Raw genomic sequence first — 23,793 nt, 5'->3', positions numbered from 1 at the left:
CTGGTGAGGTTTCCAGCAGCCAAGAGCAACAACTGGACAAGCGCATTCCCTCTCGCCCTGGCCGTAACGGCTGGGGCGTTACTCCGGCCCCGCGAGCAGCTCAAAGTCCGGCGCACCTCCGGACAGGGCCAACTTCAGACCTGGAGGTCCACGAACCTTACCACCAGCCCTCCTTCCCCAGGGAAAAGGTGTTCCTGACTGCCGCATACGGGGAACGGTCTTCCGTGCGGCACCTTCTCCCTCACGCCCTTCCCACTCCAAGCGTCCTTGTTCCGGCCCTCTAACCAACGGCTTGAACAAGGGGGAGGTACACCTGATCCACAATTTCAGTGAGCACGGCGTCCGGCACTTCGGATATCCCAGAGGTGATGTACTCATGACGTAAGAGCGCAATGGCCACCCCCGCTATGCGTGGCTGGAGTGCTTCGGGCCGCGCTTCACCGCGCGTAACAGCCCGCTTCAGCAGGGGCACAAATAAATCCGCTCCACTCGCTGCCGCGTGGGCAATCACTTGACGCAACAGGTCTGGATTGTCCGCTGCATCCGCGAGCAGGCTCCGGATGACTGCACCCAAGGGGGACCCCCAATGCTGGTTGGCCCCCCGCAGGATGGCGAGAATGTCCTCGCGTAGATCCCCCGTATCCGGCAGCGTGAAGTGCTTCACCGTGAGGTGCTGGTAGGCGGCGAACGCGAGGGCCGTCCGGTTCGGCCAGCGGCGGTACAACGTGTTTTTGTTGGTGCCTGCCCGCCGGGCCACCTCTTCCATGGTGAAACCGGCGTATCCCTCAGCAAGGAGTTCATCGGCAGCTGCGCGGAGGATGGCCTGTTCAAGGGCGATTCCGCGTCGTCGGGTAGGGGAAGGAGGTGGCATCACGCTGCTCACCGCACTGTACGCTTCGGAAGCGGAGGTGTATGCTCCCAAATAAGGTACTACCAGTACCCTATAGGGAGGGAATGTTCATGCGCTGCTCAGGCATCACGTACGACACTGGATTCCTCAACGGCTTCACCAGCACCCACGAACCCTTCGACTCCACAGCTGTTCGCAGCGACCTGCAAGTCATCCGGGATGAGCTTCACTGCACCGCTGTTCGGCTCACCGGCGGCGACCCGGAGCGCCTGGACCTCGCTGCGCGCCACGCCGCTGACCTTGGACTTGAGGTGTGGTTCTCACCCTTCACGTATGAGCTTGAGCAGGACGCCCTGCTTGCGCTCCTTCTTGACTGCGCCGAACGTGCAGAACGTCTCCGTCAACAGGGAGCTCAGGTGGTGCTCGTCACCGGGGCAGAGCTGAGCCTGTTCACCAAGGGCTTCCTGCCGGGCAAAACTGCAGATGACCGTTTGCGCGACCTCCTCACGCGTCACCCGGACACCTTGACTGCTCTGGGAACCCTTCCCGCCCGCATGAACGCTTTCCTGCAGCGGGCCGTACAAGCCGTTAGGACGCGCTTTGCTGGTCCCATCACTTACGCTGCTATCCATTTTGAAGGGGTGGACTGGACACCCTTTGACTTCGTGGCCATGGATCTCTACCGAACAAAAGCAAACGCCCCTCACTTCCGGGCAGCCGTCCAGTCGCTCACGCGCCTGGGAAAACCGGTGGCCATCACAGAGTTTGGGTGCGCAACCTACCGAGGTGCCGATGACCTTGGCGCCGCCGCAATGGACATCATTGAGTACCAGGATGGTCACGCTGTCGGGCTGAAGGGAGAATACGAACGAGATGAGGAGGCGCAGGCCCAGTGCATTGTGGAACTGGCAGAACTCTTCAAAGAGGAGGGCATCGACACGGCGTTTGTCTGTACGTTCGCGTGCTTCTACCTTCCGCATCAGGTGGATGGACGGCCAGACCTGGATTTGGGCAGTTTCGGGATCGTGCGGGTGAGTGCTCCTGAGGCTATCCAGGCTGGAGCTCAGCGCTGGGCCCCTAAAGCAAGCTTCGACGCCTTGAGTGCTGCCTACCGTTGAACAGGCCGCTCGGGATCGCTAAGTCTCGAGGAAGACCCCGCACAACAAAACCATGTGAAGTTCTATCTCAAGCCCTGAGCTGTCCCCGAGCCCTCATCCCCGCCCTGGCCCATCGCGGCTGAGGCGTTCTTCTGGCCCCGCGAGCAGCGAAACGTCCGGGCAAGGGCCCAATTCACCTCAGGCGGTCCCTTCCGTTGCTACATCTTCCCAGTTCACCGCCCTTAGGCGCGCCGCCCTCAACTCGTAAGGCGCTTCCACCGTCTCCTCCGTATGAAACTCGACCAATGGGTCACGTTCATCCTGCTTCAGGTGCTCCATCGCTTCACAATAAGAAAGGAATTCTGATGCGCTCCCGAAGTCGCGTACCTCTTCTTCGGCCTCCTGGCGCAGGGTGTCTCTCACTTTGGAGGCATAGGTGTAGTGGATGTAACGTCTCATAAAAGACTTTACCTTACGTTCATGCGGTGGCAATACCACCCGTCCATTTCACGGGCAGCCAGGCCACCCGTTCTCAAGGCGTCAACTTCTGACTCCACCGCTTGAGGGCCGGTAACGTCCGAATCAAAGGCTGCTCCGGAAGGCTTACAGGCGGCCTTGAAGCGTCACCGCGCTGTTGCAGGGGGATGTCGATTCAATCAGAAAGCCTGGCGGTCAATCTGTTCCAGGAGCGTCTGCAGTGTGCTGAGCAAGGCTGCGTTGCCGAGAGGCTCTAGGTACGCCTCAGCGCCAGCTGCCAGGACGGCCGCTACCTCCTCAGGTCGGACCCCGGCACTTCACAGCACCACGCGCGTTGCTGCCAGCGTGCCCTCCAGGTCCTGTACATACAGACAAACGTTATGAGAAAGAGCGAGGCCATCAAAGCGTCTCTGACTGCTCCCCGCGTCTTTTGAACGGGGGTTCTGGCTGCGCTTCCCTCTCCACCCTGGCGTGGCCTCTGGAGGTAGAGTCCCGAGAACATTGTTCGGCAAATGCTTTGATGGCCTCGCTCTTCACTCAGGAGGTGGCCGATTTTGCCGGGCTACGGGTATAGCGCTGCAACAGACGCAGCATCAGGAAAGCGCCCAGGGTCGCGGGCAGCTGGATAACCAGGTAAAAGACAGACGAGGTGGCCGGAACCCCGAACCGGGGAAGCATTTGCACCAGCATCGCGATCCACGCCAAAACCCACGAGGTAATCATCCACAGCATGTGGCGCCTGAGCCAGTTGCGCCCGATTCGTTGACGATGGCGAACCGCATAAAAGGCGCCGCCCACCAGAAACAGACCCAGTGTATTAAAGCCGCTAAAGACCGAAAGTCCCGGCGTCCAGGCGTCAATGACGTACCCCAGCCCGGCGAGCAACACCCACCCCAGGAGGTAGAGCTTTCCGACCAGGCGGTGGGCCGGAGAACCGTTCGAATACACCAATGCCAGGCCGCCCGTTACCAGGGCAAGAACTGCACCAAGGATATGAAGACCGACCACCGAGGCGTGAAGCGCAGACATGACCAGGAGTTTACTTTCGCCTACACAGCCGAAGGTGCAACTTTGGGCCGTCCAAGAGCGTGAAACGCTCCAGATCCAGAACAGACGGCCCGATCAGGGCGGAAGCAGAAGCCCACAATCAGGAGACCCTATGATCCCACTTCCTTCCTCTCAGGCCCGGGATGTTCTCTTTTCTCAGCCAGCGCGCCTGCGCGTCCTGCTCGCCAGAATGCGGGAATCAAAGAACACCATTAGCGTCACAGAAAAACGTCGATGCTGACCTTAAACCGTTCGGCCAGCCCTTTGGCAATGGCCTTGCTGACCTTGCGCTTCCCGTTCAGGATCTCGCTGATCACGCTCTGCGGCGCGAACTGCGCGAGGTCCTTCTGCTTCAGGCCGTGCTGCTCCATCAGGAACGCCAGGGCCTCGGCAGGCGTGGTGGCGGGGACGGGGTCCTGCTGCGCTTCGTAGGCCTCGATGCGCTCGGCCACCAGGTCGAGCAGGGTGGCTGCGGCGTCATCGCCCTGGGCGAGCGGCCAGAGTTCCTCGACGAGCTTCAGGGCGCGCTTGTACTGCGCTTCGTCCTGGATGCGGGTGATCGCACTTTGCACAATGGGATCAAGCGCTTTCCAGGTGTGGATGGCGGTTATTTGCACACTTCCTCCAAAGAGTGAGACGAAATGCCGAGGTGGATTGTGTTTGCGGGGCGGGAGGCTGTCACACCTCCCACGCCGCGAATATCAGGGCTTCCAGTCGTCGTATTGCTTGTGCGTGAACACGTGTTTGATCCAGAAGATGCCGTCAAGCATCTGGCCTGCTTCGGTCACCTGCGCGTAGGTGACGTTCACGATCAAGCGGTACTTGTTGCCACCGATATTGAACACCACAAGGTCATGTCCTTTCACCTGATCGGCGCTGGCAAACGTCGCTTTGAGTTCTGCGAAGTTGCGGTAGGTGCCTTTCTTGGCGAGGTTATGCCACGTGTTGAGAGGGTTCTGGGCGTCGGGATGCGCAGCCGCAAACGCCCGCAGGGTGGACCAGGATATGACGCGCATGCCTGGAATATAGCATTTTGCGATAAATAAGACAAGGAGGTGCCCACGGCCATTCGCCCCCTCGGGCTGGAGGCGGCCCTGCGCGGGCAGCCCCGACCTCTGCTGTACCACCCGAGTGACCCGGATCACCCACCGAAAGCGGGCCTGGCGCTGCTGCGGCGCGTGGCGCTGGATCTCCCCGTATATGTCGTACGGCTGCTCCAGCGCTGGCCACACACCGTGCTCAGTCGGGTGACGCACAGCCGGCTGCGCGAGGGGGCGCTGATCCCAGAGTGACCGCTTACGCGACGGCCTTTGAGCACAATGGGCGGGCCCACCTGGTGGTCGTGGCCCTCAGCCCACTGGAGTTGCCGCCACCAAGCATCCCGAAATCCCCCAGTTAGCGACGCAACCCCGAGTACAGGGCGCCTGTGCCCCCCATCCGGAAGCGGGCGAAGTCCCACCAGTGACCATGTTTACAACCTTGCTTTCGTTCCTCAGGAGGTCCTCTATGACTGTTCCCCAAGGCATCGTCCTCGGCAACTACCGCAACGTCCACACGAATCTGGAGGGCGTCGCCACCGCGAAACACATCTATACGGCTGCGTGCGCATCAGTATCGAATTCCTGCAGGACGGGAAGGTGGAAGCGGAGACGTTCGACGAGCAGCGCCCAGTTCCCGTGGATGCGGAAGGAGTCGTGCAGCCGCAAGCGACAAGCGGCGGGTCCAGGAATGATCCAGCCCGCCCTGCCGTTCCTCGCCGGTGACTCACCGAACTGGGGGTGGCCACAGTGCCGGACGCGCGGGCGGTGCTGGCATTTGTAGAGGAGATTTCCCTTGAACTTTAGAAACGAGTTGCTCCTCGCAGGGTTGTCGGAACGGCAGCGCTGGGAGGCGGAGGCCTCATGCGTGCGCACGGGCGCGACCGTGTCTCTGGCCGTGCGCTTTGCGAGACCCTGCACGCCCCTTCTCTGTTCGGCCTGGAAGACGTGGCAGGGGCCGTGCGGGCCTACCAGATGGCGGGACTGAACGTTCCGAATGACAAGCAGCCTGGGAACCTTACCTGCGTTCTGGCAGCTCGTTCATTGCCGAATGACGCGGCAGACCACCGCCGAGCCCTATGCATCGTTGATGCGGTCGGGAGCGGTCTGATCAATATTCGCTCAGCAAGTCTGCCGCACCTTGTGCGTAGGAAATTTGTAAACCCTTAACATTAAGATTTTAGGATGCATACCTCTGATCCTCGTCCTCAGCCACAGGACCTCCCAGTCCGGGCTCCTTACCTCACGCCTCAGGTCATTCCCCTTGGCGCCTGGAGTAGCGTCACCCTGATGCTTTCCGTTCCCTCCGTTCCGATTGGTCCCGGCGAAGGCGACCTCGGTTTGACCAATCCCTTCAAGCGCTTAATGAACGGCTAACGGAGGAGAATTCATGAGACGGACTCCCCTTTTCCTCCTGCACCTCGCACTCCTGACCGCCTGTTCCACAACGCCATCATCCATGGGTCCCAGAAGCGAAGCGAAGCTCGTTGGACTGGTGGAAGCCACGATCAGCAGTGATGGCCAACTGACCAAAATCCAACCTCTCAATGATGGGTTGACCTCTCAGGCCGCCATCGACCTGCTCAGCAACTTCACCTTCACGGCCACCAGCGGTCCGACCACACTGAACGATGCCGCGCGCGCGCGACGCTTCATCACGACCGTCTACTCGGTAAAAAACAACTCCAACGTTGCGGTCAATAACCTGATGCTCGTGGCCGTGAATCGTCCCACCAATCTGGGCGGCACGGCCTTCTCTGCAATCACCCTGAACGACGGCACCAAAACCACAGACGCCAAGCTCGCCCGCTCCATCCTGCCTGCGCACGGCACGCAGAGCAACGGAACGACGACGCTGGTAAATCCTTCCCTCGCCAGCCTGCAAGCGATTCCTACGAACCTCGCAAATACCCTGACCTCAGATGGCCGTGCTTCTGGACGACTCGGATCCACGAACACGGTATTGGATTACGGGTTCACCGTTCGTAAGGTCAATACGGCCACACCAGGAACCCTTGGGGCGGGGGAGACTGGCACGATGGCACTGTCATACAGTACAGCGCCATCGAGTCAGGTAAAGTCAGTGACCCTCACGTTTGCCGTGGTAACGGACGATGTATTGAGTTTCACTGAGAGCCTTGAGCAGCAAAGTGAAACGGAGGTTCAACTGGACGCCGCGCTGGTTGCTCAAACGAACAGGACCGCGGTTGAACTGCGGAAGCTGCCCGGCAGCACCAGGGCGAATATGGTTAATGGCCTACCGTATGCCACGGCATCGTACCCGTCGATCCGTACGGCACTTCCCGTCACTGACTTCCCTCGAGGATTGATCCTTACGAAAGTTCCCCAGGGTTTGGAGCTTTCCAGTTCGAGTTCAAGCGTAACGGCTGCTGGGAATATCACTTTGACATCCAAGCTTGAGCAGAGTTATGCACCGATGTTTGGTGTTAATTTTAAGAAAGATGGAGTAAGCATCACGACAAGCACTACAGTACCTTACACGGCTGCCGTTTCCCTTAGTGGTACAGATAACGGCATCCGGAACTTTACGGCGGAGGCGAGAGACGGCCGCGGAAATATCGCTTTATCGAGCACAGTACCCGTAGATGTCAACATTCCCATTCCTTTTGGGATAAGGCAGTTCGGTACAATGAATTTTGATGCTGCATCAAGTGTCGCCACAGATTCGAACGGCTTCATCTATGTAGCTGGCTTTACGGATGGCAATTTTGCAAACACATTCGGTTCGTACTCTCGAGATGCCTTTATTGCTAAGTTTAGCCCGAGCGGTAATCTGATATGGGTAAAGCAGTTTGGCTTACAGGTATTTGATCATTCTGGTGATGACGAACCTACCGGTGTTGCCCTCGATTCAGGTGGAAACGTATATATCGTTGGCAACATAGGGCAGGGTACAGAGTGCTTTATTGCAAAGTTTGATTCGAGTGGTAATCAGCAGTGGATTAAGTATTATGGAACAACTGGGACTGAACGGACGTCTGGCGTTGCGGTGGATCAGGGTGGAAACATCTATACATCTGGTTATACAAACGGCGTTTTTCCAGGCAATGGAAATACTTCTGAAAATGCCTTTATCATGAAATACGACCCCAGTGGGAATCAGGTCTGGGTGAAGCAGTTTGGCGCTGCCGGGAGCGAAACTGCTCGTGATATTGCTATAGATTCAAGTGAAAATATATATGTGGCCGGCGATACAGAAGGAACTTTTCCCAATAATACATCCAGTGGATCTAGTGATGTTTTCCTGGCAAAATACACTTCATCTGGAAGCCAGTTGTGGGTAAAGCAGTATGGTACGAATCGCTCCGAATCTGCTAGTGGAATCGCTATTGATTCGACAGGCAATATCCATACAGTTGGGAATACGTATGGTGCGTTTCCCGGCAGCACAAACCCCGGACTTCTTGAGGATATTTTCATATCTAAGTACGACTCAAATGGCAGTCCTGTATGGATAAAGCAGTTAGGAACAGCGTATGCTGATTATGGCATGGGGATTGCAACTGATTCCAACAACAACGCCTATATTACTGGATTTACGAAGGGGGATTTTCCTGGCTATGTAAGCAATCAGATCGAAGATGTGTTTATTGCCAGATATAATCAAAGCGGAACTCAACAATGGTTAAAACAATTCGGCTCCAGCAGCCTCGACGACGGCTTCGGTATTTCCGTGGACTTGAATAATAATATCTACGCTGTTGGTTACACGGGTGGCACCTTGCCGAACAGTCAGAAGGTTGGGAGCCTTGGTACCTTTGATGCTTTCATCGTGAAGTACGATCCAGGCGGCATCTTGAAGTAGGTCCGCTGAGGTGTTTCACTTTAAGCTGCCTGGCGCTGGTTCTCGTCCCAAACAGCCAAAATTCGTTCTCGCGTCCTTTCCAACTCGAAAAGCGGCACCCAGCTGACATATTTCATGCGGACCTGTCGAGCGAGAGCGCCCCAGTCAGGCCAAGCGGAATCCGCTTGGCCTGACCCGATTTGGTCCAAGTACTCAAAGTGACAGAGCAGAAAACAGCCGAGGCTCAGACAGAGGTAGCGCAGAATGCCCAGTTTGGTCTTCCAGCCGAATTTGCCGAAAGCAAAGCGGCTCTTCAAGGTTTTGAAGAGGACCTCGATCGTCCACCTGCGTCGACCTGTTTGTTTTGCTGTCCTGGGAGTCCTGCGCCTGGAGGACACAAGAAAGCGTTATTCCTGCCGTTCCCCTTGCCTGGTGGGAAGCCATATCCAGTACAACCACAGTGGAAGATCAGAGAGACCCAGGAGAAAGACGCGACGCTGCCGTGCGGTGATGTCTTTGAGATGCTGACCCCCCACAGTCAGCCGATCCGCTCGCATCCCCACGATGAAGTCCAATCCCAACTCCGGAACTCCAGACATGAAGGTTGCACTGCCAAACCCGGCATCCGCAAGAAGGTGCAGCTGTTTGGCTCGCGAGCGGATGGTGAGAGGGACTTGCTGAACCAGCCGTAAGGACAGGTCAGAGGGAGATGATGTGGCTTTGTCACGCCGGATCTTGAACCCCCAGGGGAAGCGGAGATCTTCACAGCAGAGGTAGAGCAGCACGACATGCAGGCCACGGACCCGTTCAAGGTATGCATCCAACCGTCCAATTCAGCAAACACGCCTTCTTTCGCAAGGGATGTCGTATCCACGATGACCTCGATCAACGGTGGACGCCCTCGGCGTCCACGCAGGTACGAGTGGAACGTATCCAGGGCGTGCTGACGCAGCACTCGAAGAAGGGGACGCAAACTCCAGCGCTGGTGGTTGAGAAAACGGCTGATGGCCCCAGGTGATCTCGCGGTGGACGCATGGAAACGGGAGATCCCCAACGCCTCCAGGAAGCAGCTCAGGACAACCTGAAGGTTGTCCCGATGCTGCTTGCGGCAACGGGAGGTGAGCATGGCAGAATACAGCCGTCCAGCACGGCCATTTCCCTTGAACATACCCTCAATATGAGGTGGGGAACCGTCCTGAACGTCCTTTTTCAAAACTGAAAAATCTCAGTCAACCAACGTGGGCAGGTGTTCCGCACCCGGGAGCTGGCCATCACGCGGCAGCGGTCGAAGGCTCTGCTGCCGTGGGTGGAGCAGAACGTTCGGAATCCTGACCCTCGGTACCCATTGCCCGAACACCTGCAGGTCTGGTACGTCGAACTCCAGCGCGAGCGCTGGGTGAAGAACGAGGCCGCAGAGCGCTCCCTGCTGCACAGCGCCCTGCGTCGCCTGCACGTGAAGGGCTGCTAGGACGTCCTGCAAAGCCCACGCGGCTATCACCTGGCACGTCGGTCCCTGCCGGAGCGTGCCGTGAACCTTCCCCTCACCTTGCCCTGCCCGCACTGTGGCGAGGACCTCACCGTGTCCTCCAGCTTTCCCGTCGACACGCCAGCACGCTGCATCCACTGCAAACAGGCCACCGTCTTCCTGCCTGACCGTCAACTCGTCCCCTTCCCCCACCCCGAGGGCACCCCATGCCCAAACCCACTGGACACCAGCGCCGGGAATCGAAAGCGACGCTCAGCAGCAGGACGAACATCGTGCAAGACGTGCCTCCAGGCCCTGGGGACGCTTCTTCGCCCCCTGTTTCCCCAGTCCCCAACGTAGACCTGCCCGGCCTGTTGTGAGAGAAGTACCTGCCAGCCCCTGAACCCCATGAGGCCCCGGCCAGCGCGTTCCCCTCCTCCTCCCCCGCCGGGTTCGTGCTCCCGCCTCCCGTCTGCCCATCCACCAGGCCGTGCTGCTCGAACTCGTGCGCGCGGACCTCCAGACAGGACACGAGGCGTATGACGAGCCTCGAAGTCGGGCGTGGCGACTCGATGCCTTGAAGAACCTCGCCGCCCGCCTCCTGGGGTTCGAACTTGAGCCCTGATCTCCTCACCGACGAGCAGCACGGCGTCCGCCTGAACTACGCGCGAGCCGAAGCGCGTACCCAGCAGGAATTGGAGCAGGTTCAGGGCGTCCTGGCGGACTGGAAGGAGGTGGATGAAGAGGACGAAGTCCGCCAGCAATGGGAAGTGCAGGCCGCGAATCTGCGGGCCCGGCCAACCCTCCAGACCTCTGAGATGGAGGCCCGCGCGCGCGACCTCGCCAGCACCATGGGGCAGACACCAGAGGCCCTGCTCGGGCAGGCTCGGCTCCAGATCGCCCAGCGTGTGCGCGCTCCCCGCCCCATGGACCTCCGCACGGCAGCCTGCCCCGTGAAGGGCTGCGCCACCACAGTGCGTGAGGGAGGGGCCACGGCCTGCCAGCCCCGCGAGTTGCCGATTGACCCCAGCCGGGCGGACCAGCCGTACGTCTGCCCGTGCGAGCGACGCGCCCTGCTCGTCGTCGGGCGCACGGGCAGGAAGAGCTGGACGCTGCGCGAGTACGTGCCGGATCAGGACGCCCGGCAGGAGATCAACCAGATCATGCACGCGCTGGTCATGGGGCAGGCGAAAGAGGACCGGGTGTATCACGCGCGGCTGGACACGTCAGCGGACCCCACCGAGTCGCGGATGCTGCAGGCGGGTCAAGCGAGCTACCACCTGGGGAGACAGGTGTGGACGCTGCTCCTCCAGGGGCACCTCCAGGCGGCACTGGACATGGCCGAGCAGGCGAACACTGCGGACTACGCGTACCAGTTGCACGCGAGGGCCTCGCGCCGTCAGCACAAGGAAAAAGTCCGCGAGGGACGCTGGAAGAACGCGGGCCGCTTCTACATCGAGCAGGAGGTGCAGCCTCGCCGGGATGGACAGCTGGAAGGCCAGTCCGTCACGCACCGTTTCGTGTTCGACTTTGTGGCCGTGTACGACGAGACGGGGGGCACGCACGTCATGGCGAACGCGGAGAAGATTGAGCGGATGTCCGGCGTGATGGTGGGGACAGACGGATGGCGGCAGCTGATCGCGCTCTTGACGCGCTTTGAGAACAAGCCGGGGACGAAGGCGGACGCGCAGACCCTGATCTATGAGTGGGTGCGGGATTCCCTGGTGTTGCGCCGGCACATCCGTGATCCATTCCCACGTGCAGCGCTTGCGCTGGAGGCGCTTCGACGCACCTTAGAGCACTTGTCATAATGAGAGCATGAAAGCTGTTGGGGGGCGAGGGTACAGTCTGGATCTGCGGGAACGGGTGGTCGCGGCGGTCGAAGGCGGTCAGACTCGGAAAGAGGTCGCCCGGTTGTACCGAATGCGCATCGAAACCGTAGATACCTACCTGGAAAAGCAGCGCCTGGGAACGTTGCACGAGGTGGGTCGGTCTTCTGGCCGTCCCCCACGGGTCACACCCCTACACGAAGAGCAACTGCTGCAACAACTCAAGGCGCATGACGACGCGACATTGATCGAGCATGCTCGCATGCTCGAAGAAGCGACAGGGTTGAAGGTCAGCTTCAAAACTGTGGATCGAGTGTTCCGCAAGCATCACATCACCCGTAAAAAAACTTTGGTCGCGTTCGAGCGAAGTGAAGAAAGGCGACAGCAGTTTCTCAATGACTTAGCTCCGTATCTCACTCATCCGGAACAGCTGGTGTTCCTGGATGAAAGTGGCTTTCACACCGCCATGACACGAGGATACGCGCGTGCGCACAGGACTGAGCGAGCTCATGGCTATGTTCCCAGGAATCACGGACGCAACCAGACCTTGATTTGTGCTCTACAACTTACGGGACCATCGGTCCCATTCGTTTTGACTGGTGCTGTCAACGGTCCATCGTTTGAATGGTACATCCGCCATTTGGTTTGTCCTATCCTGCAACCAGGACAGGTCGTTGTTATGGATAACCTGTCGTCTCATCATCGAGCGTCTGTTCCAACACTTATTGAAGCACAGGGTTGTCGGATCCTGTTCCTTCCGCCTTATAGTCCAGACTTTAATCCTATCGAGCTGATGTTCTCTCAGGTCAAGGCGGCCGTCAGAGCGAAGGCTTGTCGAACAGTCGACGGCCTCATCTCTGCCATTGGAGCCGCTTTACAGGCGGTTCGTGCACAGGACATCAACGCCTGGTTCCGACATGCTTATCCCTCCGTATCTTTATGACAAATGCTCTAAGGCCCAAGTGCAGACGTTGAAGCAGGTGCGCGGCCATGTGTTTGAACTTTCTGACGAGCCGGACTGGGTGCACGCCCTGCTGGGATCAGATCAGCCGTAAGGGTGCAGGGTAATACACCTGGTTTGTCCCAGGACCGCTGTGTCGGAACTCAAGTTCTGCCCTCTGAGGGCTACGCTTCCACAGGATCAGGGCGTTGCTTCAAGGTCTGGTTCACGAACCATTGATCCCGAGAAGCAAGATCTTGACAAGACCAGGCGCATATTTTATATGGGTGTTTTGAGGAGTGCGTACAAAACGCCCTCCCACACGCACACCACCTGGAGGTGAATCATGACCGTTGTACCCGACCGAAGCCACAGCCTCACTCCCTGGAGCCCGGACGTCATGCCCACCATCAGCTCCCCCTGGCCCGCTTTGAACCTCTCGAATGCGGGTCCGGACCCCTCGCTGCCAGGCCACTCCCGTTTGCTCCTGAACATGTACGAAACCTCGACGCATGTGATGGTGGATCTCGCCTTACCCGGCGTCAAACCAGAAGAACTTGACGTCCAGGTGGAGGACCTCACCATCTTGATCCGGGGTCGGTACTCGGGACCAGAGGACGCGAGTACGCGCTACTGGTATAAGGCACTTCCTGACGGTGAGTTCTTTTACCGTCTGACGCTCCCTGTCAAAGTCGCAGGCGACGCGATTGAAGCCAAGTTGGAGAGCGGCCTCCTGCACCTGCACCTTCCCAAGGTTCCAGAAGCCCGTAGGCGGAAGATTGAGATTAAACGGGCTGGTTCCTCCACTCCAGCAGCCTGAACGCATTGATAAAGGTGATGACTATGCTTCGCCTGGTCTTGCCCTCCTTGCTGTTTGCACTCCTGCTGGGGCCAGTTCACGCGCAATCCACCCCACTCCCCACGCAGGCACCCTCCGCCTCCACGACACGAACCGAGTCTGCCCTCGACCGTGTGCTGAACTCGGTCGTCAGCATTTCCACGGCGCAACCTTCTGGAACGGCCGGTCCAAGCTCCCGGGGTTGGAGTCCCTTCCCAGGAGCACTCTTGCCCTGGCTCGGTACTGGAACTGGGGTTCTGTTGAGCGAGCGGGAAGTACTCACCAGCGCTCGATTGGTCCAAGGGAACGCCAGGGTGACGGTGACCACCAGAAGCGGAGAGGCTGTTCCCGCCATCGTGGTTGGCCTGCATGCAGAGCGCGATGTGGCCCTCTTGCGGCTGGAACGCCGACCTTCAGGCGCGCTCCGCCCGGCGCAACTCGGCAACAGTGCCCGGGTGACCTCTGGGCAAAAGCTCATCGCCGTAGGGTTAAGCCCATCGGGTGGGTTCACGGCGCAAGAGGTGACCGTTCGCAATGCGGCTGCCTCGGACGAGTTCACAATAGATACAGCCCTTAACGCCACAATCCGCGGGGGCCCGCTCGTCAACACTTCTGGTGAGGTGGTGGGCCTGGTCAGTGGTCGGTTTGGTTCGCGTTTGAACGTCGCATTTCCGAGCGGTGCTCAAGGGGCTGCCGTTCCCATCAACGCCGCCACTGCCAGTCTCACTGAATTGCGGGCGGGTATGCAGCAGCCGTTCACCGCAGGCGTGACGCCGTCTGTATCGAGCCCAGTGCGGCTGGGTGTACGCGTTGTTGACCTTACCCAAGTGACGGCTGAGCAGCGTCGTCGGATGAATCTGCCCGCCCGTGGCCTGCTGGTTGAGGAGGTGATTTCGGGGAGCCCGGCAGATCAAGCGGGGGTACAGGCCAGTTTGAAGCCCCAGGGTGCATCGGAGGCCTCATTGAATGGAGGTGGGGACGTCATTGTTGCTGTAGATGGGCGTTCAATCCAGCATTTTGAGGAATTTCAGCAAACGATTGCCAGGAAGGAGATAGGTTCGACGGTGACGCTCGAAGTTCTGCGAGGAGGGCAGTCACAGCGCTTCACGGTGCGGCTGGACCGTTCAACATCTCAATAGGAACTTGCGCAGAGGCTTGGCTATTAACGCTCGCTCGCAGTTCGCCTAATCTGTGAATAATCTGGCCGAACTCTAAAAACGCTGCGATGATAGGCGTTTCTCTCCTGCTCTCCACACTTGGAGGGCAGCTTTCTTTTGCCCTGAGCAGGAGGTGACTTGCCTTGACTGCATCCGCCGTGCGCATCCTGAACGGGATGGCCGTCCTCGTCCCCGTCTCTGACCTCAAGCCGCATCCTCGGAATCCAAACGTCGGCAACGTGGACGTGATCGCCGAGAGCATCAAGGTCAACGGCTTCTATGGGGCCCTGGTCGTGCAGAAGTCCACTGGCTACATCCTGAAGGGCAACCACACCTGGTGGGTCACTTGTTACGGGCGTAGGCGTTCAGACCCCTGAATGATGAGAGAGCGAAAACCTGTCCCAGTCAAAGTTCCTTTCTATATCCCCAATCTCGGGAAACCACTCACCCATGGCAAGTGACCCACCAGCAGGCCGCCCGCCATCTGGGGCTGCCGCAGGTCCCTGTTTTCTGGGTGAACGTGGACGATCAGGCGGCGGTGCGTATCCTGATCGCCGACAACCGCACCGCTGAGATCGAATCCGTCGCCCGCATCCGCCTCGCCGGGTCAAAGGGCAACCTCAAGGCCGACATCTGGTACCTCGAACGTTCCTCCCCCGAACGCTGGGGCAAGAACCGCCTGGAGGTGACCGGCAAGGACGGCGCGCCGCTCGAAGCCCATGGTGCCGTGGTCATCACCCCCAGCAACGGTCGGGGGGACGAGTCCTGAGAAGTGGCTCCGTCTGAACCTGTACCGATTACGACACGCACAACCCTATGCGGGTTGTAGGTCTTAACATCACTACGGACAACCAAAGCCGACCTCTTCACTACCGCGCCAAGCCTTTTGTCCTTAGCGCGGCAGTAATTTCACCTTGGTTCTATACTTTCGCCTCCTTGGCACAAGATTCGGCCGAGGAGGCTTTAATATTTTGTTATCAGGCTTCGTAGAAACCCAGTTGATGGCCATCTGGAGTGGCCACGCTAAAGGTGCGGCCGAATGGCATGTCATGTAAAGGCTCTACAATCTTTGCTCCGCGTGCGGACACTTCATCATAGTATCGCGCCACATCTGGAACAATAAAGTAAGTTGTGATTCCAGAGCCGACTGGTGAGTTGAGGGCACGATCTTCACGGATTGCTAAGCCGGCACCGCTGGCATTGACAAAGGCATTCGCATTTGGTCGCTCTTCGGTGGGTTCAAATCCCAACACCTCAGTAAAGTACGACCGTGCGGATTGATAGTCTGGGGTAAGAAGGGTAACGAAGGCTAGAATAGTTTTCATTTCATTCTCCAAACACCAAGGTGACGGCCCTCAATGAAGTAGATGTGGAGATCACCTTAGGCTTACATTCATGTGGTTTTTCATCAGCTTTGCAGATCGCGGCAGCCTACTGGACGGACCGGGGCCTGAACGCTTACGCCGATCAGGGCGACTTCCGGGAGGTCACGCGACGGATCAACGGCGGGTACAACGGCCTGGCCGACCGGGAGCGGTATTACGGCCTCGCCAGCATGTTCCTGGCCTCCCAATCCACTCAGGCAGGCCGCGTGCTCCTGATTGACGGGGGCGGGAAGGAAGTGCTGTGGAACGGACAAGCCACGAAGTACGGCGGGGTAGACCTGAATAAAGAACTGGTCGAGCAGCTGCGCCTCGTATATCCCGCGCCCGGTGGACCGTGGACCTATGAGGGCCTGAAGGTCTGGCGTCGGCAGAACGGGGACCTGGTGCTGGAGCGCATGAAGTAAGGCCTGCTTGATTCCCTCCTATTCCCCACCACTCCGCAATACCCCCGGCCCCTGTCCAGCGCGGGGGCCGTGCCTTTTTCAGGAGCACCCATGACCCCTTCCCCCGGTTCTGACCTCGTGAAGGCCATCCTCGAAGCCCGCCACAAAGCGGGAACCGTCACCCCACGGCCACGCTGTGGCCTGTGCCGCTCCCTACAGGCCCCATGCCTGTTGGCCGGCCTGTACCCATGCCCACAGGTCCAATGCCCTCCAGTCGTCCCGTGGGCATGCCGGACCTCGTGCCCCCACCCCCACCTTTACCGCCCGCGCCACTGGATGACGTGGCCCTGGCCGCGCTGCTCACCCCCCTGCTTCCCCAGGTGCTGGGCGGCATTGATCAGATCAAAGCCGCACTCGGGGACAGACGGCTGAGCTTCCCCGAAGCCCTGTCCCTCAAGACGATGGTGGCTGGAGTCGTGAGCCTGGCTGTAGGCGACGGGGCGCCACTGGTCAAAGGCAAGAGCGCCGACGCCCTGGTGGTCCTGATCTTGGGCGTGGTGTTCGACCGGTACGGTGTGCCGCTGCTGCCCGTCTGGGTTCGGCCATTCGCACCGGTGCTCAAGGCTGGTGCCGTGGCTGGGCTAGAGGCCCTGTACCGGGCGGTCGTGAAGCGAAAGTAGAGTGAAAGGAACTGGAGTTCCGTAGCCTCTCCCCTACGGAACTCCAGTTCCGTCCTGAGGCGCGGACAACTTGCGCCAAAAGAACGGCCGCACCCTTGCCAGTCAGCGTGGTGGGGCCTTTTGCGGTAGGACTTCCGAGAGAGGACGTCATCAGATTCGTCCTGCTTAGCATTTAAAATAAAAGGGATTTGAATTTAAGTTAGAAATGCCGTTGAAATGTAATCCCACTAGATTAAGTGCGGCCTTATTTAGTGTATGCTGTCAAATACTACTTGAGCAGGGCGTGATTTTAATCATGCTGCCGTGACAATGCTTATGTCTGGGACAGTAAATGTCCCTCATCTCCCCTAAAGGGAGAGAGGAAGTACCGCATGTCCAGTCACTCAAGCGTTTTGAAACTCGTCCTGGCCGCAGCGCTCCTTGCCTCCCCAGCCGCTGCCCAGCAGCAGAGCAGCACGATTCCCACAAACGTCAGAGCACAAATTCAGGTGCTGCTCAGCCAAGCCAATACGCCCGGATTTGAGGCCGCGTTACGTTCGCTGCTTCAGCGGAACCCCACGCTCGTTGCGGCAATCGCTGCGAGCGCCGCACAGATACGTCCTGCACTCGCGGCAGAAATTACGCGAGTCGCTGTTCTCGCTGTTCCTGACGCTGCCGCTGCCATTGCCGGCTCCATCGCGAGGGTTGTTCCCGCACAAGCCGCGGCCATTGCAACTGCAGCGGCCAAGGCGAGCCCTACAGCAGCAGCGGCCATTGCTGGGCAGGTTGCGCTTGCTGTTCCTGGGAGCGCAGCGGCGATCGCTGCCTCGGTGGCTCAGCAGGTCCCTGCAGCCGCTGCCCTGATCGCTCAAAAAGTCGCTCAAGCTGCTCCTGCAGCTGCAGCTGCCATTGCAGCTGCGGTCGCCACACAAGTTCCTGCCGCCGCGGCTTCTATCGCTGCCGCTGTCGTTCAGGCGGTACCCACGTCCGCTGCGGCAATTTCGAGCGCTGTAGGTGCAGCTGTACCATCAGCCGCGGCCGCCATCGCCTCTGCAGTCACCACCGCCCTGGCCAATCCTCTTCCCCTGGCACCGCTCGTCGACAACTCCACAAGGCCTATTACGCCTATCACTCCCCGGACTTGAGTGCCGGGCGCCCCACGTACAGCGGCGTAAAGAAAAAAGCCCTACCTTGCCTTGCGGCGGGTGGGGCCTTTTTCGGTGGGGTGGAACCAGGCTTAAAGTTCTAGGGCGTGCCAGGGAGCATCAGGGCCAAACGGTCATCAAAGACCGCACCAACGAGGTCCGCGAGCGCTTCTGCCCGTTGCAAAGCAGCGTAATGTGGCGAGCGTCCATCCTGGTCGCGGTGCCACTTTGTCTCCTCCAACTCTTTCAACTTGAGACGCTGCAGTCGCGTTTCACAAGCGAGGACAAGTTGCGTTAGCTCTGATAGGGAGAGCCTCTCCAGAAGTGATTGAGACGTCAACGTAAGCCACTTCGGCGAAGATCAAAAAAACGCTTCATCACTTAGCTTGCCACATCTCTCCCCAAGTTCCACGGGCCGCGTCCTGGGCCTGACAGCGTGCCTGCTCCCCTTGTCGACGCTTCCCAGAAGCCGATTACCTCGCTCGCGCCCCGTGGCTGACGAACAATATGAGGCGGCCCCACCTTGCTTCGCAGCGGGTGAGGCTTGTTTTACTGCCTTCAGTTAAGACATAATCAAGGGTATATTTTTTGCCTATAACCTTATCCACAGCCTGTGCACAACTTCAGGTCCACAGCCCCTGAAATAGAACCCCACCCCTGCCAGTCGGTGGATTGGAGTCTTATTTATGGCTGAGACTGATCTTCCTGAAGAGCCGGTTGAGTCGTCTGGCTGTGAAGTGTCTGGACAACAGGTGGTCTTAAACTTCTGGCATGACTCGCAAACTCCCAGGCGAACTCCGAGCTAAGGACTACATGATCGCCATCATGCCAGATGGTCCCATTCGTCTCAAAGACTGGCTCTTGCTCCTGCCTGAGGGTGTTCATCGGGGGACTGCGTCGAAGGAACCCGTGTACCTTCTCGCGGAACGTCTGATCACCCGTGCGCCAGGACTCCTGGGATGCTACGCCATCTCAGAGGCGGGGAAGGCACGACGCGCCGAGGTCCGTGCTTTCCTAAAGAATCAGAGCCAGGTACACGTAACTGGACAAGATGCGGTACATACCTATTACTAACCCTCCAACAACCTTCCTCTAAAGAGGTCTTGCCTTACTCGGCAATGGGGCCTTTCTGAGTGGAGAATGTGCCAGAAGTGTAAGAGAGAGCTCCTTACGCTTCAGGGGTGCCCCGTCCCTTCTCCAAATGGCTCCTGGCCCTCCTTCTCCTCACAGGTGTTTTGCTGATGTGGCAGACCTTGCCTCTTGGAGGCCACCTCCAGGGATGACCAAAAGCCCACCTTGCCTCTCGGCGGGGGAGGACCTTTCCGTGGCTGGACTCGAGGCGCTGTACCGGGCTGTGGTGAAGAAGCGGTAGTGGTTTGTTCCAGAAAAACGTTGACAGTTGCAGAATAGATGAAGCGGGCAGCTGACACGCATCTCACCTGACAAAACGGTCAAAGGACCTTTGGATCAGACCATTAGCGCGAGCGGGCTCAGCAACGTGAAGGTCAACCCAATGGGCGATACGTTGGCCACCGGCTTCTTCGGCGGGAGCCACCACCAGTGGGCAGAAACTGGGATGAAAAATCGCTGCGTTCATCTATAGACAGCTCATACCGAAGGGCTATAAAAGCGTGGTCATATGCGTCCCGCTCATGACGCAGAACGACCTCCTGACACTGGCGATCCGGCAGGCTCGGACTCTGGCTTACCAGCTGAACCATGCCAAAGTGCTGGCGTATGTGGAGGAGCTGGAGGCACAGTTACCCAACCTGATCACAACCGATGAGCAGACCCAGGCGTTGATGGAACTGAGTCGAGTGATCAAGAAGATGCTGGAGGACGTGGACCCTACGAATGCTTCCCGCATCCACTCGTAGGCGTGCCTGCTCCCTTCGGTACAGTGGAGTCCCAGTACTGCATGGAGTTTAGCCCTGGCTTTCATCCCGGAGCACGGGCGCATCGGCAACATTGAGGAGGGTACGGAGCAGCGCCACCAGGGCGTCCTACGTACCTGGCTTCTGAACGAAGCCGTCCGCACCCGCATCAAGGACACGCTGCACCTCTGCTGCCGAGCACCCCGTGCTCCACATTATGATCCGCCCTTCGTGCCGGCCAGCCAGGGCGTGCAGGACTTCTAGACCCGTCATGCCCGGCATGTGCATATCCATCAGCATGAGGTTGGGACAAGCGTGAGTGTCGAGGTACGGCAGCACTTTCTTCCCGTCAGAAAGAACATCCAACTGGAGATCGAGATCTATGTCTTTCAAGACTTCCTTAATCAGCAGGAAGTCGGCCGAGTTGTCCTCCACCAATAGAAGTGATTGAACAGGTGTGGAGGAGTGCATACAGTCATGGTAGGGTGCGCACTAAATGTGCAGTGTTTATGGTATTTACCGAGCTCAGGTGACTCGTGCCAGCGTGAGTACCGCACACATCTCTTGAGGTGATGACATCCCGGGAGTTCAGGTCGCGCAACCTCGACTGAGGGGTCATTGTTGACCGCCTACCCTCCTCGCGCGGCATGGTCTTCCGATTCAACTGGCAATCCGCGCTTTGCACTCTGGAGGATCAGTTGAGCGCGAGTTTGCGTCGACGTCAAGTCGGAGACACAGCCCTGCTTCGCAGGGTTTTTCAGGCCCCACCCTTGCCAGTCGGCGGGGCCTTCTCGTGTCACGCCTGGAAATCGTTCACTACCCCCGAATTGGGGTAGCACAGTAAGGAAATCGACATGATTCCCTTCTTACTCTCTTGGGCATCGCAAGGACGGGAGACCCTCCGCCTTGCAAGCCATAAAAAGGCCTGAGGGACCATCTTTCTCGCCCTTATCCCGCAGCGCCACCCAGGAGAACACCATGAAGAACACCACCCAGGGCTTTACCCTCATCGAGCTGCTGATCGTTATCGCCATCATCGGAATCCTGGCGGCCGTGCTGATCCCCAACCTGCTGAACGCCCGTAAGGCGGCGAACAACACCGCCGCGAGCAGCATGCTGCGCAACGCGGTCACGGCAGCCGAAGCCTACCGCTCGGCCAGCGGAACCACCCTGACCGCCTCTACCGAGTGTAAGGACGCCAACGTCCTGAACCTGACGGCCCTGCCCGCCAGCGTGACCGCCTGCCAGATTCAGCAGAACGCCAACGGTACGGTCGGGTACTCCACCTCCAGCAACAACGTGAGCTACCAGTGGGACGGCAAGACCATGAAGGGGCCTGCTCAAAGTGCGACTGCCACCATGCCGAGCCTCCCCTGATCTCAGAGGACACAAGCCCCACCTTGCCTGGCGGCGGGTGGGGCCTTTTCGCGTTTCGTCTACTCCCGCTCCAGCGCCTGGATCAGCAAGCGCGTGAGCCAGGGGGCGGTCGTCGGCTTATGCGGCTTCCTGTTCTGCGGACTGCCGCTGTGTCCACGCTACCCTGCCGCCATGCACCCTGCCAACCTGACCGCTGTGGAGATCGCTGACCAGGTGCACGCCGCGTACCAGGAGGACCGCCGCCTCGCCCCCGCTGGCCCGGACGAGGAGGAACGCCTGGCCCTCGCGGATGACCTGGGCTGCTACGAGGAGGCCGGGGCAGAGGCGTGGGAAGCCTGGCAGCACCGTGCTGGAGCTGGAAGAGGAGGGGTTTTGCTAAACGGGCTTGGGAGCGAGCTGGGCCTGGCGCCAGTACGCCAGAAAGGCGTCGATCTGCGCGATGAACCCGTCAAAATCTGTCGACTTCTCGAAGTACGAACTGGCATGTAGGGTGTACGCCATGTCCACGTCACCCTTGTTGCTGGACGTGGAGAGCATCACCACCGGGAGCGTCATCAACTGCGGGTCGCGTTTGAGCTCCCGAAGAACGTCGAAACCATTCATCACGGGCATGTTGATGTCCAGCAGGATCACCTCCGCCTGAACCGTTCCGAGCCGTAAGGCCTGCAGCGCTTCTCTGCCATTGGTTTCGACAGAGGCGCTGAGGGCTTTTTTCGTTGAGGGAACGAACGCGTCCCTAACTTCCCTGGCCTGCCCTAAGCGCTTTCCGTCGCCGCTTGGCCTCATACATCCGCGCGTCGGCCAGTTCAGGCAGGGACACACGCTCGTCCACTTCCGCACTCCGAGCCACGCCTACACTCGCCCCTATCCGGCCAAGACAACCCTGCTGCGCGATCGGCACGGCCACATCCAAGACCTCGTCCACGTCATCTGCCGTCCACGCCTCAGGCAGCAGCAACACGAACTCGTCACCACCAAGGCGGTACACCTCGCCCTGCCCCTGCAATTCCGCTTTTAAGGCCCCCGCGAACAGCTGCAGCACCTTGTCCCCCTGTGCGTGCCCTTCCGTATCGTTGAGTGCCTTAAAGCCGTCCAGATCCATCAAGGCCAGCGTGAAGGCACTTCCCAACACCTGATGCTGTTCCAGGTCCTCATCGAATGCCCGCCGGTTCAATGCTCCAGTTAAGGCATCCTGACGGGCAGTGTGTATCGCGGCCTCTACGCCTGCCCTCGCGTGAAAAGCTGCTCGGACACTTCGCCCCGCCGCTTCCAACAGGGTCCGGTCACTTCCACGCCAGGGGAGTTCCCGCTCCTGACCCACACGTAGGGTGAGCAGCAGGAATGTCTTTCCCTGCCACTGTCCCAGGGGTACCCAAGCTGCCGCCTGAAGTCCCGCTTCGATGACCGCGGGGAGGGCTTCGGAATGCTCCCGGTAAGTGTCCAGGTAGTACGGCTCAGTTAAGCCCTCCATCCTATGTGTAACGCTGGTATGGCTGGCGTTGAGATGCGCCGCGAGATCGAACAACACGGGATGAAGCGCTGACTCCCCGTAGACCCGTTGGGTGTGGGGCCGACCATCCTCGAAGATGACGAGCCCGGTCCAATCCGCATGGATCGCTTGCCCGATGAGCCCTGCTGCCTGACGGGCCGCGTCTTCGGGTGAAAGGGGAAGGTCCATCAGTTCATGCACGGCTTCTAGGGTGTGTGCATGGGCCAGGCTGCGCTGAAGGTCCAGGCTGTGTTCGGCCTGAGCGCTCACCTGCTGTTGCAACCGCTGCACGTGGTTTCGCAACTCCAGTTCACTCATCGCCGTGGCTGCGAGGTCTTGGAGCGCCTTCAAGTCCTCGTCACCCAGCGTTCGGGCCTCGGTATCCAAAACGCAGAGGGTGCCGATGCGCTGCCCGGCTGGCGTTTTGAGGGGGGCACCGGCGTACATCCGTACATGCGGTTCGTGGACGACGCCAGGGTGGTGAGCGAAGCGGACATCCTGGGTCAGGTCCGGAACGACCAGGGGGGTGTCTTGCAGGATGGTCCAGGCGCAGAAGGTGGCATTGCGGGGGACTTCAGGGGCGTCGTAGCCCACCATGGATTTGCTCCAATGGCGGTCGACGTCAACAAAATTGATGGCAGCCAGGGGAACGTGGAGGAGTCGGGCCGCGAGGCGGGTAACGCGGTCAAAGACTTCTTCACGGCCGGTGTCGAGGATGTGGTAGTGCGCGAGATCCAGCAGACGTTCGGCTTCATCAGGCGGGACCGGCGCAGGGAGCATAAGACAGTGTAGAAAATTTCACTTACACTTCTCGTACCGGATGACGCTTCCCCGTCTTAGGTTGCCGCAGTACGACACGGACGTCTTGTTTGCCCCCTCCCCGCCACCGACCAAAGCGGCGCAGGGAGGGGGCTTTTTGCGTTTGAGTATCCTGGCTGC

Annotated in this window: 27 protein-coding genes; 17 read left to right on the top strand and 10 right to left on the bottom strand. The window is 59.3% G+C overall.

Annotation, left to right across the window (positions count from 1 at the left end):
- Positions 1-280 precede the first annotated feature (280 nt).
- Positions 281-871, bottom strand: coding sequence for a TetR/AcrR family transcriptional regulator (locus tag B9A95_RS11220; protein WP_084047736.1), 591 nt, complete (start codon positions 869-871; stop codon positions 281-283).
- 89 nt (positions 872-960) lie between these two features.
- Here B9A95_RS11220 and B9A95_RS11215 point away from each other — a divergent pair, with 89 nt between their 5' ends.
- Positions 961-1,968 carry a glycoside hydrolase family 113 protein gene (locus B9A95_RS11215; protein ID WP_084047735.1) on the top strand — a complete coding sequence of 336 codons (1,008 nt, stop codon included), beginning with the start codon at positions 961-963 and terminating at the stop codon, positions 1,966-1,968.
- A gap of 177 nt (positions 1,969-2,145) precedes the next feature.
- Here the strand turns inward: B9A95_RS11215 and B9A95_RS11210 are convergent, their stop codons facing one another.
- The 4 genes from B9A95_RS11210 to B9A95_RS11195 form a co-directional block, all read right to left on the bottom strand.
- Entirely contained in the window at positions 2,146-2,406 is a 261-nt protein-coding gene (locus B9A95_RS11210) for a hypothetical protein (protein ID WP_084047372.1), read from the bottom strand.
- A gap of 555 nt (positions 2,407-2,961) precedes the next feature.
- Positions 2,962-3,453, bottom strand: coding sequence for a DUF2306 domain-containing protein (locus B9A95_RS11205; protein ID WP_084047371.1), 492 nt, complete (start codon positions 3,451-3,453; stop codon positions 2,962-2,964).
- A gap of 236 nt (positions 3,454-3,689) precedes the next feature.
- Positions 3,690-4,088 (bottom strand): helix-turn-helix domain-containing protein, encoded by a 399-nt coding sequence (locus B9A95_RS11200; protein WP_084047370.1) that lies wholly within the window; start codon positions 4,086-4,088, stop codon positions 3,690-3,692.
- 84 nt (positions 4,089-4,172) lie between these two features.
- Positions 4,173-4,487: a type II toxin-antitoxin system HigB family toxin gene (locus B9A95_RS11195; protein WP_084047369.1), complete on the bottom strand. Its 315-nt coding sequence runs from the start codon at positions 4,485-4,487 to the stop codon at positions 4,173-4,175.
- Positions 4,488-4,526: 39 nt separating this feature from the next.
- Between B9A95_RS11195 and B9A95_RS11190 the strand changes: the two genes are divergently transcribed.
- Both B9A95_RS11190 and B9A95_RS11175 read left to right on the top strand, forming a co-directional pair.
- Entirely contained in the window at positions 4,527-4,763 is a 237-nt protein-coding gene (locus B9A95_RS11190; protein WP_084047368.1) for a hypothetical protein, read from the top strand.
- Positions 4,764-6,003: 1,240 nt separating this feature from the next.
- The gene (locus B9A95_RS11175; protein ID WP_170928594.1) at positions 6,004-8,334 is read left to right on the top strand and encodes an SBBP repeat-containing protein; all 2,331 of its coding nucleotides are present in this window, start codon (positions 6,004-6,006) and stop codon (positions 8,332-8,334) included.
- 20 nt (positions 8,335-8,354) lie between these two features.
- On the opposite strand, the gene B9A95_RS37070 is transcribed toward B9A95_RS11175, so the two are convergent.
- Complete coding sequence (locus tag B9A95_RS37070; RefSeq protein WP_084047364.1) at positions 8,355-8,711, bottom strand: transposase; 357 nt, start codon at positions 8,709-8,711, stop codon at positions 8,355-8,357.
- 848 nt (positions 8,712-9,559) lie between these two features.
- Between B9A95_RS37070 and B9A95_RS11160 the strand changes: the two genes are divergently transcribed.
- From B9A95_RS11160 to B9A95_RS11130, 8 genes are all read left to right on the top strand, one after another.
- Positions 9,560-9,781, top strand: a complete 222-nt coding sequence (locus tag B9A95_RS11160) for a hypothetical protein (protein WP_084047362.1) — start codon at positions 9,560-9,562, stop codon at positions 9,779-9,781.
- 487 nt (positions 9,782-10,268) lie between these two features.
- Complete coding sequence (locus tag B9A95_RS36225; RefSeq protein WP_281255848.1) at positions 10,269-10,403, top strand: hypothetical protein; 135 nt, start codon at positions 10,269-10,271, stop codon at positions 10,401-10,403.
- Positions 10,393-11,589: a hypothetical protein gene (locus tag B9A95_RS11155; RefSeq protein WP_084047361.1), complete on the top strand. Its 1,197-nt coding sequence runs from the start codon at positions 10,393-10,395 to the stop codon at positions 11,587-11,589. Before B9A95_RS36225 ends, B9A95_RS11155 begins: the two co-directional genes overlap by 11 nt.
- Before the next feature lie 7 nt (positions 11,590-11,596).
- On the top strand, positions 11,597-12,550 hold the full coding sequence (locus B9A95_RS11150; RefSeq protein WP_084047360.1) for an IS630 family transposase: 954 nt from the start codon (positions 11,597-11,599) through the stop codon (positions 12,548-12,550).
- 343 nt (positions 12,551-12,893) lie between these two features.
- Entirely contained in the window at positions 12,894-13,367 is a 474-nt protein-coding gene (locus B9A95_RS11145) for an Hsp20/alpha crystallin family protein (protein ID WP_245808257.1), read from the top strand.
- 17 nt (positions 13,368-13,384) lie between these two features.
- Positions 13,385-14,524, top strand: a complete 1,140-nt coding sequence (locus B9A95_RS11140) for a S1C family serine protease (protein ID WP_342744584.1) — start codon at positions 13,385-13,387, stop codon at positions 14,522-14,524.
- Positions 14,525-14,685: 161 nt separating this feature from the next.
- Positions 14,686-14,919 (top strand): ParB N-terminal domain-containing protein, encoded by a 234-nt coding sequence (locus B9A95_RS11135; RefSeq protein WP_139806694.1) that lies wholly within the window; start codon positions 14,686-14,688, stop codon positions 14,917-14,919.
- Between the two features lie 80 nt (positions 14,920-14,999).
- On the top strand, positions 15,000-15,311 hold the full coding sequence (locus B9A95_RS11130; RefSeq protein WP_084047358.1) for a ParB N-terminal domain-containing protein: 312 nt from the start codon (positions 15,000-15,002) through the stop codon (positions 15,309-15,311).
- Between the two features lie 208 nt (positions 15,312-15,519).
- Here B9A95_RS11130 and B9A95_RS11125 read toward each other — a convergent pair whose 3' ends face one another.
- On the bottom strand, positions 15,520-15,867 hold the full coding sequence (locus B9A95_RS11125; protein WP_084047357.1) for a VOC family protein: 348 nt from the start codon (positions 15,865-15,867) through the stop codon (positions 15,520-15,522).
- An 89-nt stretch (positions 15,868-15,956) separates the two neighbouring features.
- Here B9A95_RS11125 and B9A95_RS34570 point away from each other — a divergent pair, with 89 nt between their 5' ends.
- The 5 genes from B9A95_RS34570 (at position 15,957) to B9A95_RS11110 (ending at position 19,991) form a co-directional block, all read left to right on the top strand.
- Positions 15,957-16,331, top strand: coding sequence for a hypothetical protein (locus B9A95_RS34570; protein ID WP_212648310.1), 375 nt, complete (start codon positions 15,957-15,959; stop codon positions 16,329-16,331).
- 227 nt (positions 16,332-16,558) lie between these two features.
- Positions 16,559-16,990 carry a hypothetical protein gene (locus tag B9A95_RS11115; protein WP_139806693.1) on the top strand — a complete coding sequence of 144 codons (432 nt, stop codon included), beginning with the start codon at positions 16,559-16,561 and terminating at the stop codon, positions 16,988-16,990.
- 371 nt (positions 16,991-17,361) lie between these two features.
- Positions 17,362-18,114: a hypothetical protein gene (locus B9A95_RS32100; protein WP_139806692.1), complete on the top strand. Its 753-nt coding sequence runs from the start codon at positions 17,362-17,364 to the stop codon at positions 18,112-18,114.
- 771 nt (positions 18,115-18,885) lie between these two features.
- The gene (locus B9A95_RS33595; RefSeq protein ID WP_170928593.1) at positions 18,886-19,188 is read left to right on the top strand and encodes a hypothetical protein; all 303 of its coding nucleotides are present in this window, start codon (positions 18,886-18,888) and stop codon (positions 19,186-19,188) included.
- Between the two features lie 578 nt (positions 19,189-19,766).
- Positions 19,767-19,991: a hypothetical protein gene (locus B9A95_RS11110; RefSeq protein WP_139806691.1), complete on the top strand. Its 225-nt coding sequence runs from the start codon at positions 19,767-19,769 to the stop codon at positions 19,989-19,991.
- Between the two features lie 126 nt (positions 19,992-20,117).
- On the opposite strand, the gene B9A95_RS11105 is transcribed toward B9A95_RS11110, so the two are convergent.
- Entirely contained in the window at positions 20,118-20,459 is a 342-nt protein-coding gene (locus tag B9A95_RS11105) for a response regulator (RefSeq protein WP_084047354.1), read from the bottom strand.
- A gap of 507 nt (positions 20,460-20,966) precedes the next feature.
- Here B9A95_RS11105 and B9A95_RS11100 point away from each other — a divergent pair.
- Entirely contained in the window at positions 20,967-21,365 is a 399-nt protein-coding gene (locus B9A95_RS11100; protein WP_084047353.1) for a type II secretion system protein, read from the top strand.
- 375 nt (positions 21,366-21,740) lie between these two features.
- On the opposite strand, the gene B9A95_RS36220 is transcribed toward B9A95_RS11100, so the two are convergent.
- Together B9A95_RS36220 and B9A95_RS11085 are read right to left on the bottom strand one after the other, a co-directional pair.
- Positions 21,741-22,151: a response regulator gene (locus B9A95_RS36220; protein WP_084047352.1), complete on the bottom strand. Its 411-nt coding sequence runs from the start codon at positions 22,149-22,151 to the stop codon at positions 21,741-21,743.
- On the bottom strand, positions 22,102-23,634 hold the full coding sequence (locus B9A95_RS11085; protein WP_084047351.1) for a sensor domain-containing diguanylate cyclase: 1,533 nt from the start codon (positions 23,632-23,634) through the stop codon (positions 22,102-22,104). The genes B9A95_RS36220 and B9A95_RS11085 overlap by 50 nt, the downstream gene beginning before the upstream one ends.
- Positions 23,635-23,793: the final 159 nt, after the last annotated feature.

The sequence above is a fragment of the Deinococcus hopiensis KR-140 genome (assembly GCF_900176165.1).
In the GTDB taxonomy this organism is placed as follows: domain Bacteria; phylum Deinococcota; class Deinococci; order Deinococcales; family Deinococcaceae; genus Deinococcus; species Deinococcus hopiensis.
This window is presented reverse-complemented; position numbering and strand designations above follow the sequence as displayed.